Source organism: Pararoseomonas sp. SCSIO 73927, from assembly GCF_037040815.1.
Classification (GTDB): Bacteria; Pseudomonadota; Alphaproteobacteria; order Acetobacterales; family Acetobacteraceae; genus Roseomonas.
In genome coordinates, this window is record NZ_CP146232.1 from 5286960 (window position 1) to 5301008 (window position 14049).

14 protein-coding genes are annotated in these 14049 nt (G+C 73.8%); 7 read left to right on the forward strand and 7 right to left on the reverse strand.

The window, feature by feature from the left end; genetic code table 11:
- Positions 1-3: 3 nt before the first annotated feature.
- Positions 4-216 carry a TetR family transcriptional regulator gene (locus tag VQH23_RS24965; RefSeq protein ID WP_338663371.1) on the reverse strand — a complete coding sequence of 71 codons (213 nt, stop codon included), beginning with the start codon at positions 214-216 and terminating at the stop codon, positions 4-6.
- A gap of 121 nt (positions 217-337) precedes the next feature.
- On the opposite strand from VQH23_RS24965, the gene VQH23_RS24970 reads away from it, so the two are divergent.
- A complete protein-coding gene (locus VQH23_RS24970; RefSeq protein ID WP_338663372.1) occupies positions 338-736 on the forward strand; it encodes a RidA family protein in 399 nt (132 codons plus the stop codon).
- 15 nt (positions 737-751) lie between these two features.
- Here VQH23_RS24970 and VQH23_RS24975 read toward each other — a convergent pair whose 3' ends face one another.
- Both VQH23_RS24975 and VQH23_RS24980 read right to left on the reverse strand, forming a co-directional pair.
- A complete protein-coding gene (locus VQH23_RS24975; protein ID WP_338663373.1) occupies positions 752-2701 on the reverse strand; it encodes a PhoX family phosphatase in 1950 nt (649 codons plus the stop codon).
- A gap of 137 nt (positions 2702-2838) precedes the next feature.
- The gene (locus VQH23_RS24980) at positions 2839-3411 is read right to left on the reverse strand and encodes a DUF2585 family protein (RefSeq protein ID WP_338663374.1); all 573 of its coding nucleotides are present in this window, start codon (positions 3409-3411) and stop codon (positions 2839-2841) included.
- Between the two features lie 107 nt (positions 3412-3518).
- Here VQH23_RS24980 and VQH23_RS24985 point away from each other — a divergent pair, with 107 nt between their 5' ends.
- Both VQH23_RS24985 and VQH23_RS24990 read left to right on the forward strand, forming a co-directional pair.
- Positions 3519-4736, forward strand: coding sequence for a hypothetical protein (locus VQH23_RS24985; RefSeq protein ID WP_338663375.1), 1218 nt, complete (start codon positions 3519-3521; stop codon positions 4734-4736).
- A gap of 95 nt (positions 4737-4831) precedes the next feature.
- Positions 4832-5803, forward strand: coding sequence for a tripartite tricarboxylate transporter substrate binding protein (locus VQH23_RS24990; protein WP_338663376.1), 972 nt, complete (start codon positions 4832-4834; stop codon positions 5801-5803).
- A gap of 22 nt (positions 5804-5825) precedes the next feature.
- On the opposite strand, the gene VQH23_RS24995 is transcribed toward VQH23_RS24990, so the two are convergent.
- The 4 genes from VQH23_RS24995 to VQH23_RS25010 all read right to left on the reverse strand — a co-directional run bounded on the left by VQH23_RS24995 (position 5826) and on the right by VQH23_RS25010 (position 10080).
- The gene (locus VQH23_RS24995) at positions 5826-6623 is read right to left on the reverse strand and encodes an alpha/beta hydrolase (RefSeq protein WP_338663377.1); all 798 of its coding nucleotides are present in this window, start codon (positions 6621-6623) and stop codon (positions 5826-5828) included.
- A gap of 37 nt (positions 6624-6660) precedes the next feature.
- Positions 6661-7449: an SDR family oxidoreductase gene (locus tag VQH23_RS25000; RefSeq protein ID WP_338663378.1), complete on the reverse strand. Its 789-nt coding sequence runs from the start codon at positions 7447-7449 to the stop codon at positions 6661-6663.
- A gap of 74 nt (positions 7450-7523) precedes the next feature.
- Positions 7524-8720: a Zn-dependent hydrolase gene (locus VQH23_RS25005; protein WP_338663379.1), complete on the reverse strand. Its 1197-nt coding sequence runs from the start codon at positions 8718-8720 to the stop codon at positions 7524-7526.
- Between the two features lie 79 nt (positions 8721-8799).
- Positions 8800-10080 carry a hypothetical protein gene (locus VQH23_RS25010; RefSeq protein ID WP_338663380.1) on the reverse strand — a complete coding sequence of 427 codons (1281 nt, stop codon included), beginning with the start codon at positions 10078-10080 and terminating at the stop codon, positions 8800-8802.
- Positions 10081-10276: 196 nt separating this feature from the next.
- On the opposite strand from VQH23_RS25010, the gene queA reads away from it, so the two are divergent.
- Genes queA through queG form a run of 4 tightly spaced genes read left to right on the forward strand, consistent with a single transcriptional unit; the run spans position 10277 to position 14044 of the window.
- Positions 10277-11374 (forward strand): tRNA preQ1(34) S-adenosylmethionine ribosyltransferase-isomerase QueA, encoded by a 1098-nt coding sequence (gene queA / locus VQH23_RS25015; RefSeq protein WP_338666158.1) that lies wholly within the window; start codon positions 10277-10279, stop codon positions 11372-11374.
- Positions 11371-12525, forward strand: a complete 1155-nt coding sequence (gene tgt, locus VQH23_RS25020; RefSeq protein WP_338663381.1) for a tRNA guanosine(34) transglycosylase Tgt — start codon at positions 11371-11373, stop codon at positions 12523-12525. Before queA ends, tgt begins: the two co-directional genes overlap by 4 nt.
- Positions 12522-12983, forward strand: a complete 462-nt coding sequence (gene queF, locus VQH23_RS25025; protein WP_338663382.1) for a preQ(1) synthase — start codon at positions 12522-12524, stop codon at positions 12981-12983. The genes tgt and queF overlap by 4 nt, the downstream gene beginning before the upstream one ends.
- Positions 12980-14044, forward strand: a complete 1065-nt coding sequence (gene queG, locus VQH23_RS25030) for a tRNA epoxyqueuosine(34) reductase QueG (RefSeq protein ID WP_338663383.1) — start codon at positions 12980-12982, stop codon at positions 14042-14044. Before queF ends, queG begins: the two co-directional genes overlap by 4 nt.
- The last annotated feature ends 5 nt before the right edge of the window (positions 14045-14049 follow it).

Genomic DNA, 14049 nt, shown 5'->3' on the forward strand with positions numbered 1-14049 from the left:
CCCTCAGCCCTCCCGCAGCAGGCCCTTCCTGTCGCCGGGGTTGTGGTAGAGCGCGCCCCGCGTCAGGCCCGCCCCCGCGGTCAGCTCGTTCAGAATGGCGGCCGCGTAGCCCTTCTCGGCGCAGGCTTTCCGCGCCGCCGGGACGAGCTTGGCCCGGGTCTCCTCCATCACCACCGCGCGCCGACCACTGTCCAGAATCACCCCCGCATCTCGCATGCGTCGCGTGCACGGGTTGACATACACCCCGTATGTCCCGAGATGCCGGCATACGGGGCGTATATGGATTGTCCCGGTGGCCGGCGCTGAGTCCCCGGCCTCCCAGAGCAGGAGAGACCCGATGAACAAGCGCGACGTGATCGTCCCGCCCGGCCAGCAGGCGCTCTACGAGAAGTACCGCTACTCGGCGGCTGTCCGGTCCGGCGACCTCCTCTTCGTCTCCGGCCAGGTCGGCAGCCGGGAGGACGGATCCCCGGAGCCGGACTACGAGAAGCAGGTCCGGCTCGCCTTCGAGCGGCTGAGCGAGGTGCTGAGGGCCGCCGGCGCGGGCTTCGACGACGTGGTCGACGTGATCACCTTCCACACGGACCCGGAGAAGCAGTTCGCGACCTGGCTGGCCGTGAAGGACGAGATCTTCGGGGCGCCGCCCTACCCGACCTGGACGTCGGTGGGCGTGACCTGGCTCGCGGGCTTCGACTTCGAGATCAAGGTCGTCGCCCGCATTCCCGCGGCGGGCTAAGCCCGGGGGGCGTGGTCAGCTCCCGACCACGCCCCCGTCCTTCTTCACGATGGCGATGACGGAGGGCCGCGGCGGCATGTCCGGCCGGAAGTCCGGCCAGCGGGTGGAGGGGTTCTCGAAGGTGCTGCCGGGGTCCTCGCCGGGGTGCTGGATGGCGAGGAACACCGTGCGGTCCTCCGGCCCGATCAGCGGGCCGCAGACCTCCGCGCCCTGGGGGGCCGCGTAGAAGCGGCGGGTGAGGGCGCGGCCCTCCCCCTCCGTGTCGGCGGCGTAGAGCCCGTCCGACACCTTGGCCGAGTGGGGGGCGCCGTCGGTCGCGATCCAGATGCGGCCCTTGCTGTCGAAGGCGCAGTTGTCCGGGCAGGAGAGCCAGCCGGAATCCGGCCCGACCGCGCGATGATAGGCGGTGCCGGGATCCTTCCCGGGCTGGCCGGCCATCAGGAACACCTCCCACCGCGCCGTGCGGGCCGCGTGGTCGCGCCCCGGCGGGATGATCTCCAGCGCGTGGCCGTGCACGTTGGCCGCGCGCGGGTTGGTGGCGTCCAGGCGATCCGGGCGGCGGGTGCCGTTGTTCGTCAGCATCACGTAGACGCGGCCGTTGACGGGGTTGGCCTCCACGTCCTCCGGCCGGTCCATGGGCGTCGCGCCGAGCAGGTCGGCGGCGCGGCGGGCCTCGATCAGGACGTCGCCCTGGCCCCGGAAGCCGTTCGCCTCGGTCAGCGGGCCCTCGCCGTGGACCAGGGGAAGCCAGTCCAGCGTGCCGTCGTCGTGGAAGCGGGCGACCATCAGCGTGCCGTCATCCAGCAGGTCGCGGTTGGCGCCCGGGTCGTCGCGGTTCCAGGGGCGGGCGGTGACGAACTTGTAGACGTAGTCGAAGCGCTCATCGTCGCCCATGTAGATCACCACGCGGCCGTCCGGGGCGATCGCGTGGGTGCAGCCCTCGTGCTTGAAGCGGCCGAGGGCGGTGCGCTTCACCGGCACGGATTGCGGGTCGTAGGGGTCGAACTCCACCACCCAGCCGAAGCGGTTGGGCTCGTTCGGCTCCTCGCCCACGTCGAAGCGGCTCTCGTGCCGGAACCAGGGGAAGAGCGGCTCCGGCGCCAGCCCGTACCGCTTGTGGGCGGCCGCCTGGTCACCCTGGCCCACGGCGGGGCCGCCGAAGTAGTAGTTGAAGTTCTCCTCGGCGATCAGGACCGTGCCCCAGGGCGTGTTGCCGCCGGCGCAGTTGTTCAGCGTGCCCAGCACGCGCGTGCCGGTCGGGTCCGCCTTCGTGCGCAGCCGCTCATGCCCCGCGGCGGGGCCGCCGACGCGCATCGGGGTCTCAGCGGTAAGGCGGCGATTCATCGCGCCGCCCGGCACCGGCGCCCAGCGCCCGTCCTGCCGGCGGATCTCCACCACGCTGGCGCCGTGCGCCATCATCTGGGTGCGGACCTGGGCGGCGCTGGCGCGGCCGCGGGCGGCGCGGGCATCGCCGAGGCCGGGGAACATCAGCTCTGGGTTGGTGTACTCGTGGTTCACCACGAGCAGCCCGTGCTCCCCGCCCTTCGTGCCCTTGGGAAGCGGGAAGAAGTCCAGGTAGTCGTTGTTGTAGCCGAACTGCAGGGCCTGCGCCTCGGGCGTCTGGTTCGCGGGATCGAAATCCGGGGCGCCGGGCAGGACGGGATCGCCCCAGCGCAGGACCGTCTGGGTCTCGTATCCCTCCGGCACCACGGAATCGGGGCCGTTGGAATGGGGCAGGCCGCGGAAGCCGAAGGTGGAGGCGCCGTCTCCCTGGCCCTGCGCCCGCGCCCGCCCGGGCAGCGCGGCGGGCAGCACGCCGGCCACGGCGGCACCGAACAGCCCGCGCAGGGCCGTCCGGCGCGCCATGCGGCGGCCGATCACGGAAGCGATGGGGTCCTCCGGCGCGGGATTGCTGCCGAGGTCCTCCATGGCCTGCTGCGTCAGGGCGGGCTCATCCACGCTCACCGGCACCGTCGTCTTTCCTTTGTCGATGCGGCGCCCTCTAGACGGGCTTCCGGCGGGACGGGATGACAGATCGGTGGCGTTTCCGCGACACGAAACGTGAGCGGCCCCGGTCGTCCGCCTAGGTCTCAGCCCCTCGGTCAGCTTGGCAGCGCGGACTGCCAGCGGCGGACAGCGTCGAGCGGGTAGAGGAGCATCAGCACGTTCAGGGTCAGGTTGTCCCGGATCACCGCCAGGGCCAGCAGCTCCATCCCGATCCCGAGCAGGAGGGAGAGCCACCACGGCAGCCGCGCCGCGATCAGGAAGCCCAGCAGCATGAAGCCGAGATCGGCGAGGGAGTTGACCACGCTGTCGCCGGTGTAGCCGAGCGCCGCCGTCGCCTCGCGGTAGCGGTCGATCACCATCGGGGTGTTCTCCGCGATCTCCCAGGCCGCCTCCAGCAGCGCGGCCATGGCGGCGCGCGCGCCGAGCCCCGCGCGCGGCGCCAGCCAGCGGAGGGCCGCGTAGAAGAGCAGCCCGTGGATGACGTGCGAGAGCGAGTACCAGTCGGCGAGGTGCTGGGAGTTCTCCGCGCTGTTCACCGCGCCGTGCCAGAGCTTCACGGTGCCGCAGGCGCAGATCGGGATCCGGCCCATGGCCAGCAGGGTGGCGGCCATGACCCCGGCGACGGCGACCAGGAGGAGGGCGGTGCGGGACCGGGGGGAGAGGCGCATCCCCGCGCCATGCCACGGCCGGGCGCGGAACGCACGGGCTTGGGCCCGGCGGGCGGCGACGCTAGAAGCGCTGCGACGATCCACCCCGCCTTCCCTCCGAGGCCCGCATGGCGCCGCGCGCCTCCTCCTTCATCGGCCAGCCCCCCGCGCTGCGCGACCTGCGCGCGAGCGAGTTCGACGACGGCCCCGGCCCGGGTGCCCTCTACCGCGGCTCACCCGGGCCCTGGTGGCGGGCGGCGACGGGGCCGCTCCTCCTCGCCGCGCTCGCCGGGCCAGCGGTGGCGGTGCTGGTGCCGGTCGCCCTGGCGCCGCTGCTCGGCCTCGCCCTGCTGCTCACCCTGCTTGGCCGCCGCTGGGAGGGAGGCGCCTGGCCCCTGCCCGGCCCCGTTGCGCTTGTGCCGCTGGCGCTCGCGGCCTGGGCCGCGGTCTCCGCCCTTTGGGCACCCGACCCGGCGCGGGCGCTGGCGGGAGCGGGACTCCTCGCCCTGGCCACCCTGCTCGGCGGCGTCGGAGCCGCGGCGGTGGCGGAGGAGCGGCCGGGCATCCGGCGGGCCCTGGCGGCCTGCGCCGTGCTCGGGCTGGGCGCCGGGCTGGTCCTGGCCCATCTCGGCCCGGCCGCCGCCCCCGGCCCGGCGGCGGCCTTCCTCGCCCTCCTGCCGCCCCTGGCGCTGCGGCTGCGGCTGGCAGCACCCCTGCGCTGGCTCCTGCTCGCCTCCGCGGCCGGGGGCGCGGCGCTGCTGCCGGACGAGACAGCGCGCCTGGCCGCCCTGGCGGGGGCCGGGGCCGCGCTGCTCGCCGGGGCCGGCGGGCGCTTCGCCTCCTCCCTTCTCGCACTGGTCCTGGCCGCTGCCCTGCTCGCCGCGCCCGTGCTGCTGCCGCGGGCGATGCCGGACCTCGCGCGCGGCGCATCCGCCGCCGGGTTGCAGCGCCTCCTCGCCCTGGACCTGGCGCTGGAGCGGGCCGGGCGCGCGCCGCTGGTCGGCCGGGGCGTGGAGGCCGCCGGCAGCCTGCCCGATGCCGGGGTGCCACCGGAGGCCGCAGCGCGGCTCGGCCTTCCGGCCGATGCTGTCCCTGCCGGCAGGCGGGTCCCCGCGCGGCCCGGCAACGCCGCCGCGCAGGTCTTTCTGGAACTGGGCTGGATAGGCCTCGGCCTCGCCGCCCTGGCGGTGCTCGCGCTGGGCTGGGGCGCCGGGCCGGCCGGGGCCGGGATGCTGGCCGCCGCCGCCGTGACCGGCCTGGCGACGGGGGCCTGGGAACCCTGGTGGCTGGCGGCTCTGGCCTTTGCCGGGGCGCTGGCGGCAGGGCTCTCGGCCAGGCGGGTCTGACCGGATCGAGGGAGTTGGGGCGGGCGGGGAGAGTCTTGTGCCCTGCCACCGCAGACCGCAGGCTCGCCCGAACGAAGAACGGGAGGACGCGGCCGATGATCGACAGGCGTGGTCTGGTTGCGCTCGCGCTGGCCGCGGGAGCCGCGCGGGGTGCCATGGCGCAGCCGGCCTGGCCGGACCGGCCCGTGCGGGTGATCGTTCCCTTCCCGCCGGGCGGATCGAACGACATCGTCGCGCGGCTCCTCTGCGAGACCATGCGGGAGCGGACCGGGCAGCCCTGGATCGTGGAGAACCGCTCCGGCGCCGGCGGCAATGTGGGGGCGGATGCGGTGGCCAAGGCGGCGCCGGACGGCACGACGCTGCTCCTGACCGCGCCGGGGCCGCTGACCATCAACAACGCCCTGTTTCCCAGCATGCCTTACGTCGCCGCCCGCGACCTGGTGCCGCTGGCGCTGGTGGCGACGGTGCAGATCGTGCTGATGACCGGGCCGGAGCTGCCCGTGCGCGACGTGGCGGGGCTGGTCGCGCTGGCGAAGGCGCAGCCGGGGAAGGTCGCCTTCGGGTCCTCCGGGAACGGCAGCACCAACCACCTGGCCGGGGAGCTGTTCCGCAGCACGGCGGGGGTGGACATCGTGCACGTGCCCTATCGCGGCGCGGCGCCGGCAATGACGGATCTGGTGGCCGGGCAGATCGGGATGCTGTTCGACAATCTGCCGGCGGTGTTGCCGCAGGTGCGGGACGGGCGGGTGCGCGCCCTGGCCGTGGCCGGGCCGCAGCGCTCTGCGGCGCTGCCGGAGGTGCCGACCCTGGCGGAGTCGGGGCTCCCGGATTTCAAGGTGGAGGCCTGGTTCGGGCTGGCCGGCCCCTCCGGCCTGGCGGCGCCTTTGCGGGCGCGGATCGGGGGGCTGGTCTCCGAGGCGCTGGGCGATCCCGGCCTGCGGGCCAAGCTCTCGACGGCAGGGGCGGAGCCCGCGGGGATGACGGGCGAGGCCTTCGGGACTTTCATCGCGCGGGAGCGCGACCTCTGGTCGCGGGTGGTCGAGGCCTCCGGGGCCCGGGCGGGATAGACGGGCCCGGGCCGCCGGGGCGTCAGCCGAAGAGGAAGTCCCGCACGAGCAGGGCCGTCTCGTCCGGGTCCGAGGCGGCGACGTGGTAGGAATCGTTCTGCAGCACGACGAGGCGGGAGCCGGGGATGCGCTCCTGCCAGGCGCGGACCTCGTCCACGGAGCCCAGGCCGCTGCCCGTCGTGGTGACGATCAGGGCCGGGGCCCGGATGCGGTCCACCTCGGCCGTCACGTCCACGGTGGGCACCATCTGCAGGAAGCCCTCCAGGGTGGAGGCGGCGGTCCGCGACATCAGGTCCTCCCACCACTGCAACTGGGCGGGGACCATGCGCGTGCCCATGCGGCCGGCATTGCTTCCGCGCACCCAGGGGCGGACGCCCTCCGACGCGATCTGGGCGCGCCAGGCCGGGGTGCGGCCGGCCATGTTGGTGAGGGAGGCGGGGCCGCCGAGCACGGCGAGGCGGTCCACCAGCTCCGGGTGGCGGGCCGCGACGGCGAGGGCGATGGTGCCGCCGATCTTGCCGCCGACGAGGTGGACCCGTTCCACGCCCAGGTGCCGGATCAGGGCGGCGACGTCGCCCACGAGGCTGTCGAAGCGCCAGGGATGGTCCGCCGGAAGGGCGGGAGAGCGGCCATAGCCCCGCAGGTCCAGCCGCACCACGCGCGCGCGGCGGGCGAGCGGCGGGACGAAGGGGCGGAACGCCTCCCCGCTCTCGGCGAGGCCGTGGAGGAAGAGGACCGTCGGGCCGGGAACCCAGGGATCGGTGAAGTCGTCCACCGTGTAGTGGACGGTGATGCCGGGGGCGGTCTCAAGCGTGGGCAAGGCGGGTCCTCTCCTGGGCGGCGCGTGACGACGCCGGTCAGATGCAGCGCGTGCCGCCGCCGTCGACGTCGATCATCGTGCCGGTGATGTAGGCGGCGCGGTCGGAGCAGAGAAAGGCGACGAGGCCCGCCACCTCCTCCGGCGTGCCGAGGCGGCGGAGCGCGACGCCCTCGATCGCCGCGTTGTTCTCGGCCTCGGCGCTGCGGCCCGTATCGGCGGCGCCCTGGGCGGTGAGGCTGTCCCAGCGCGGCGTGCGGATGGGGCCGGGGTTCACGCCGGTGACGAGGACGTTGTCCGGTGCGCATTCCTGCGCCAGCGCGTGGGTGAAGGCGAGCAGCGAGGCGTTGACCGAGCTGCCGACGATGTAGTTGGCCCGGGGCTGGTGGCCGGAGCGGCCGATGATGTTCACCACGCGGCCCCAGCGCCGCTCCCGCATCCCCGGCGTGAGGGCGCGGGCGAGGCGGGCGTAGCCCATCAGCTTCAACTCGATGGACTTGGCCCAGGTGGCGTCCGCCGTGTCGCCGATCCGGCCCATGGGGGTGGCGCCGGCGTTGTTGACGAGGATGTCCACCCCGCCCAGCGCGGCCACGGCCTGTTCGGCGGCCTGCTCCACCGCGGCGGCGGTGGAGAGGTCGGCGGGGATGGGGATCACGCGGGCGCCGGTCTCGGCGGCGATATCGCGGGCGGCCGCTTCCAGCCGGGCGGCGTCCCGGGCGAGGATGGCGACGGACACCCCTTCCCCGGCCAGCTCCCCCGCGATGGCGCGGCCGATGCCGAGCGAGCCGCCGGTGACCACGGCCCTGCGGCCCCTCAGGGCGAGGTCCATCGCCGCATCCTCCCTCGTTGTCGCGCGCGCAGCCTTCCGCGGGGTGGGTGGGGTGTCAATCGGGCCGGGGCGGCTTACCCCGCCAGGATGCGCCGCGCGCCTTCCGCCAGCACGCGCATCCCGAGAGCCAGGTCCTCGTCCTTCGTGTCCTCCGTCCAGTGGTGGCTGATGCCGTTGATGGAGGGCACGAAGAGCATGGCGGCTGGCATGATGCGGGCCAGGTACTGCGCGTCGTGCCCGGCGCCGGAGGGCATGCGGAGCGACCTGCCGGGCGCCAGCGCCTCGGCGGCTGCCTCCAGCGCGTCCTGGAAGGCGGGGTCACAGACGGCGGGGGTGGAGAGGGACAGGGCTTCCAGCGTCGCCTCGGTGCGCTCGCGCCGGTTGCTCTCGGCGACGCAGCGGCGGAGGACGGTTTCCAGCCGGCGCAGCACGTCGATGTCCACGTCCCGGTACTGGAACAGGATCTCGGCGCGGCCGGGGATGATGGAGGGGGCGCCGGGGGAGAGGGCGATGCGGCCCGCGGTCCAGACCGTGCGCTCCGCGCAGTGGCGGGGGAACTCCTCGTCGATCATGGCGAGGAGGCGCACGGCGGCCATGCCGGCGTCGCGCCGCTCGTCCATGGTGGTGGTGCCGGCGTGGTTCTGCTGGCCCTCGATCACGATGCGCCACTGCCAGATGGCGACGATGCCGGTGACGACGCCGATGCCGAGGCCGCGCTTCTCCAGCTGCCGGCCCTGCTCGATGTGCATCTCCAGGAAGCCTCGGTAGCGGGCGGGGTCGGCCTGGATGCGCGGGCGGCCCTCCAGCCCGGCCTCGCGCAGCGCGTCGCGCAGGGGCTTGTCGTGGTACTTGTTGGCCAGGCGGTCGATCTCCGCCTCCTCCAGCAGGCCGGTGAAGGAGCGGCTGCCGATGAAGCTGCCGTAATGGCCTTCCTCGTCGGCGAAGACGGCCACGTCCACGGGCAGGCCGCTGGCGGCGAGGTGCAGCGCGGCCACGCAGCCCAGCGCGCCGTCGAGCCAGCCCGCCTCGTTCTGGCTCTCCAGGTGGCTGCCGGCCAGCAGGTGGGGCCCTGGCTTCGGACTGCGGCCGAGGATGTTGCCGATGCCGTCCATCTCGGCCTCCAGCCCCTCCTCCCGCAGGCGGGAGAGGAACCAGTGGCGGGCCTCCATGTCCTGGGGGGAGTAGGTGGGGCGGTGGACGCCGGTGCGGAACGCGCCGAACTCGCGCAGCCGCTTCAGGTCCGCCAGGAAGCGATCCGTGTCCACCTTCATGCCCAGTTCCAGTCCTTTCGCGTTGCGTGGACAGGTTTAGGGCGGATCGGCCGCCGGCAGAACCGGCGCGCGGCAGGGTTCAGGCCAGCCAGTCGGAGGCGGGCGGGGCGAGGCCGTCCACCGCCAGCTCCATCCTCTCGATGCCGGAGACGGAGAGGCCGAGGTGGAGATCCGTGTAGGCCGCGTCCTCGCCAGGGCGGGCGGCGATCCAGCGCGCCAGGGAGGCGGCGGCCTCGCGGTTGGCGGGGTCGCCCCAGAAGCCGGAGTCGAAGTCCAGTCGCAGCGTATCGCGGCCCTCGCCGCCGATCAGGATGTCGGGCGCGGTGCCGCGATCGGCGAAGGCGTGGATCAGCAGGTCGTCACCGGCGCCGCCGATCAGGATGTCCATTCCCTGGCCGCCGTTCAGGATGTCGTCGCCGCTGCCGCCGAGCAGACTGTCCCGCCCGGCGCCGCCGAGGATCAGGTCCTCCCCCGCGCCGCCATCGGCCGTGTCGTCGCCCCCATCGAGAAGGATCAGGTCGTCGCCGCCGCCCCCTTGCACCCGGTCGTCGCCCGCGCCGGAGGAGATGAGGTCGAGGCCGTCCCCGCCGAGGATCGTGTCGTTGCCGCGCCCGGTGGTGATGAGGTCGGTGCCGGGGCCGCCCTCGACGAGGTTGTCCCCGTCCCCGGCCGAGAGGGTGTCGTCGCCCTCGCCGCCGAGGATGGTGTCGTTCCCCGCGCCGGCGGCGATGGAATCCCGCCCCGCGCCGCCGGCGAGGTGGTTGTGGCCGCCGCCGCCGATGAGGGTGTCGTTCGCGGCGCCGCCGAGGAACGCGTCATCCCCGGCGCCGCCGATGAGGAGGAGCGGCACGGGGGTGGCGGGCTTTGGCGGAGGTGCGGCAGGGATGGGCGCGGGCGCTTCCGCGGGGGCCGCGGCAGCTGGGGGTTCGGCCGGGAGGGGCACGGCCGGGATGGTGTTCGCGGGGATGGCGTTCGCGGGGGTGATGTCGGCCGGGGTGCGGTCCGTCGGCGTGGCGTCGGCCGGGGCGGTGTCCGTCGGCTCGGTGCTCACCGCGGGGCTGTCCGTGCGTGCCGGGGCGGCGGCGGAGGCATCGTCGGCGGGGTCGGTCCGACCGGCGGCGATGGGCCGAGGCCCTGCCGGGGCCGGGTTCGGGGCCAGGATCGATGCCGGGATCGGGTCCGCGATCGCGGGGGTGGGCGCCCGCTCCTTCTCGACGGACGCGGTCGGGGCGTCGGCGGGCGAGGGCAGAAGGGTGTCCGGGGCCGGGTTCTCCCAGGCCGACCGCCAGAGCGCGAGGTCCAGGGCGTGCAGGTCGGCAGGGTCTGCGGCGTCGGGGCGGAGGAGAGGGTTGGCGCGCACGAATCGTTCACCATTCGCTAACGATCTCTTTTCTGAGACATCGCCTGTCCGCCAGCAACGTCAGACCTGGTTAACGATTCTGATCTTCTCGTGAGCGGCCGCGCTTGCCCCCGCCCGCCGGAAGGGCTACCCGCCCCCGCTTCCTCGCCGAGCGCCCGGCCACCCCCAACCGACAGTTCCCGCCCTGCCCCGCCCCCTGCACACCGCCGACTTCGCCTTCGACCTGCCCGAGGCGCTGATTGCCCAGTCGCCCGCCCGTCCGCGCGACTCTGCGCGGCTGCTGCGCGTCGCGCCCGGCGCGCCCAAGAAAGGTGCGCCCGGCGATGCCGCGCCCGAGGATGGCGGCGTGCGGGATCTGCCGGGGGTGCTGCGTCCGGGCGACCTGATGGTGGTGAACGACACGCGGGTGATCCCCGCGCGGCTCCGCGCCCGCCGAACCCGGGATGGGGGCGAGGCGCGGGTGGAGATCATGCTCAACCGCGCCGAGGCGGACGGCACCTGGCACGCGCTGGTGCGGAACGCGCGCAAGCTGCGGGCGGGCGACGTGCTGGTGGTGGAAGGGGCGCCGGAGCTGGCTCCGCGCGTGGTGGAGGCGCCGGTGGAGGGCGCCGTGCGGCTGGATTTCGGGCCGGACCCGGCTGTCCTGGCGGCGGCGCTGGAGCGGGCGGGGGAGATCCCCCTGCCGCCCTATATCGCCCGTCCCGAGGGACCCCGCCCGGAGGACCGGGAGGACTACCAGCCCATCTTCGCCCGTACCCCCGGCGCGGTGGCGGCACCCACGGCGAGCCTGCACTTCACGCCGGAGTTGCTGGCGGCGCTGGAGGCGCGCGGGGTGGGGCGGGCGACGCTGACCCTGCATGTGGGCGCGGGCACCTTCCTGCCGCTGCGGGGCGAGGACCCGCGGGGGCAGAGCCTGCACGCCGAGTGGGGCGAGGTGACGGAGGAGGCGGCGGGCGCCATCAACAAGACCCGCGCTCGCGGCGGCCGCGTGGTGGCGATCGGCACCACGGCGCTCCGGCTGCTGGAGGCGGCGACGGGCGAGGACGGCGTGACGCGGCCCTTCCGCGGGCTGACCGACATCTTCCTGCTGCCCGGCCACCGCTTCCGCGGCGCGGATCTGCTGCTGACGAACTTCCACCTGCCGAGGAGCACGCTCTTCATGCTCGTCTGCGCCTTCGGGGGCACGGAGAGGATGAGGGCGGCCTACGCGCACGCGGTTCGGGAGGGCTACCGCTTCTACAGCTACGGCGATGCCTGCCTGATCGACCGCGACGACGAGGAGCCCGGGCGATGAACGGCCCCCTCTCCTTCTCTCTCGCCGCGACGGACGGCAGCGCGCGCGCCGGCACGCTGCGCACGGCGCATGGCGAGGTGCAGACCCCCGTCTTCATGCCCGTGGGCACCGCCGGCACGGTGAAGGCGATGACGGCGGACGCCGTGCGCTCCACCGGCGCGCGGATGGTGCTGGGCAATACCTACCACCTGATGCTGCGGCCGGGGGCGGAGCGCGTGGGGCGGCTGGGCGGGCTGCACCGGCTGATGGACTGGGACGGGCCGATCCTGACGGATTCCGGCGGCTTCCAGGTGATGTCGCTGGCCGGGCTGCGGAAGATGGACGCCGACGGCGTGACCTTCCAGAGCCACATCGACGGCAGCAAGCACCGGCTGACGCCGGAGCGGAGCATCGAGATCCAGCACCTGCTGGATGCCGACGTGACCATGTGCTTCGACGAGTGCACCCCCTTCCCCGCCACGCCGGAGGAGGCCGCGAAGAGCATGCGGCTCTCCATGAAGTGGGCTGCGCGGTCGCGCGAGGCCTTCGTGGCGCGGGACGGCTACGGGCTGTTCGGCATCCAGCAGGGCAGCGTCTTCGAGGACCTGCGCGCGGAGAGCGCGCGGGCGCTGACGGAGATCGGGTTCGAGGGCTACGCGATCGGCGGCCTCGCGGTCGGCGAGGGGCAGGCGGAGATGTTCCGCACCCTGGACTTCTCCGTGCCGATGCTGCCGGCGGACAAGCCGCGCTACCTGATGGGGGTCGGCACGCCCTCCGACATCATCGGGGCGGTGCGGCGGGGCGTGGACATGTTCGACTGCGTGATCCCCACGCGGTCCGGGCGCACGGGGCGGGCCTATACCAGCCGCGGCGTGATGAACATGCGGAACGCGCGCTACGCCGACGATGCGTCCTCCTTGGACCCGGAATGCGATTGCCCGGCCTGCACGCGGCATTCTCGTGCCTATATCCAGCACCTGATCCGGGCGGAGGAGATGCTCGGGCCGATGCTGCTGACCTGGCACAACATCCGCTACTACCAGACCCTGACCGCGCGGCTGCGCGCCGCCATCCTGGAGGGGCGCTTCGAAGCCGAGGCCGCCGCCATCGCGGCGCGCTGGGAGCCGCCTGCCCCGGCCGAGCCGCCCTCTCCGGAGGAGACCACCTCATGAACCACGACGTTTCCGGCCTCACCATGCTCGGCCAGGCCACCGCCCAGCCCAATAGCCCGGAGGAGGCGGTGCTGGAGCGGGTGCCGAACCCGCATTCCGGCACGCACTACGTCGCCCGCTTCACGGCGCCGGAGTTCACCAGCCTCTGCCCCATCACGGCGCAGCCGGACTTCGCGCACCTCGTGATCGACTACATTCCCGGCGAATGGCTGGTGGAGAGCAAGAGCCTGAAGCTCTATCTCACCAGCTTCCGCAACCACGGCGCCTTCCACGAGGCCTGCACGGTGGACATCGCCAAGCGGTTGGTGGATCTGCTGGGGCCGGTGTGGCTGCGGATCGGCGGCTACTGGTACCCGCGCGGCGGCATCCCGATCGACGTGTTCTGGCAGACCGGTGCTCCGCCGGCCGGCGCCTGGATCCCCGACCAGGGCGTGCCGCCCTATCGTGGCCGGGGATGAGTGACGACGCGCGCAGCGCCATTCGGGACGAAGCCCTGCGGCTGGGCTTCGATGCGGTGGGCTTCGCGCGGGCGGAGCTGGGGCCAGAGGTGCGGCAGCGCCTGATGGACTTCCTGGCCGAGGGGATGCACGGCGAGATGGGCTGGATGGAGGGCCGCGCCGACCAGCGCGCGCATCCCCAGACGCTGTGGCCGGACGCGCTCTCCGTCATCTGCCTCGGCCTGAATTACGGGCCGGAGGACGATCCGCTCTCCTACCTGGGAATGCCGGATCGTGGCGTGATCAGCGTCTATGCCCGCCACCGGGACTACCATGACCTTGTGAAGTCCAGGCTGAAGGCGCTGGCGCGCTGGATGGTGGCGCGCTTCGCGGGAAGCGAGGTGAAGGTGTTCGTGGACACCGCGCCGGTTTCGGAGAAGCCGCTGGCGCAGCAGGCCGGGCTGGGCTGGCAGGGCAAGCACACCAACCTCGTCTCCCGCACGCACGGGTCCTGGCTGTTCCTGGGGGAGATCTACACCACCCTGGCGCTGGAGCCGGAGGAGGCGCACGCGGATCGCTGCGGCAGTTGCACGCGCTGCCAGGTGGCCTGCCCGACCGACGCCTTTCCTGCGCCCTACCGGCTCGATCCGCGCCGCTGCGTCTCCTACCTGACGATCGAGCATCGCGGGCCGATCCCGGAGGAGTTCCGGGCGAGGATGGGCAATCGCATCTACGGCTGCGACGACTGCCTGGCGGTGTGCCCGTGGAACCGCTTCGCCACGCCCACTTCCGTGACCGGGCTGGTGGCGCGGGAGGACCTCGTCGCGCCGAAGCTCGCGGAACTGGCGACGCTGGACGATGCCGCCTTCCGCGCCCGCTTCTCCGGCTCGCCCGTGAAGCGGATCGGGCGCGGACGCTTCGTGCGGAACGTGCTGAACGCGATCGGCAATTCGGGCGACCCCGCGCTGCGCCCCGTGGCATTGGCGTTGATGGACGACGAGGACCCGGTGGTGGCGGAGAGCGCGCGCTGGGCGGCCGGGCGGCTGGGGGGGATCGCGGAAGGATCCCGTTCGGAGGCGTGAACCGC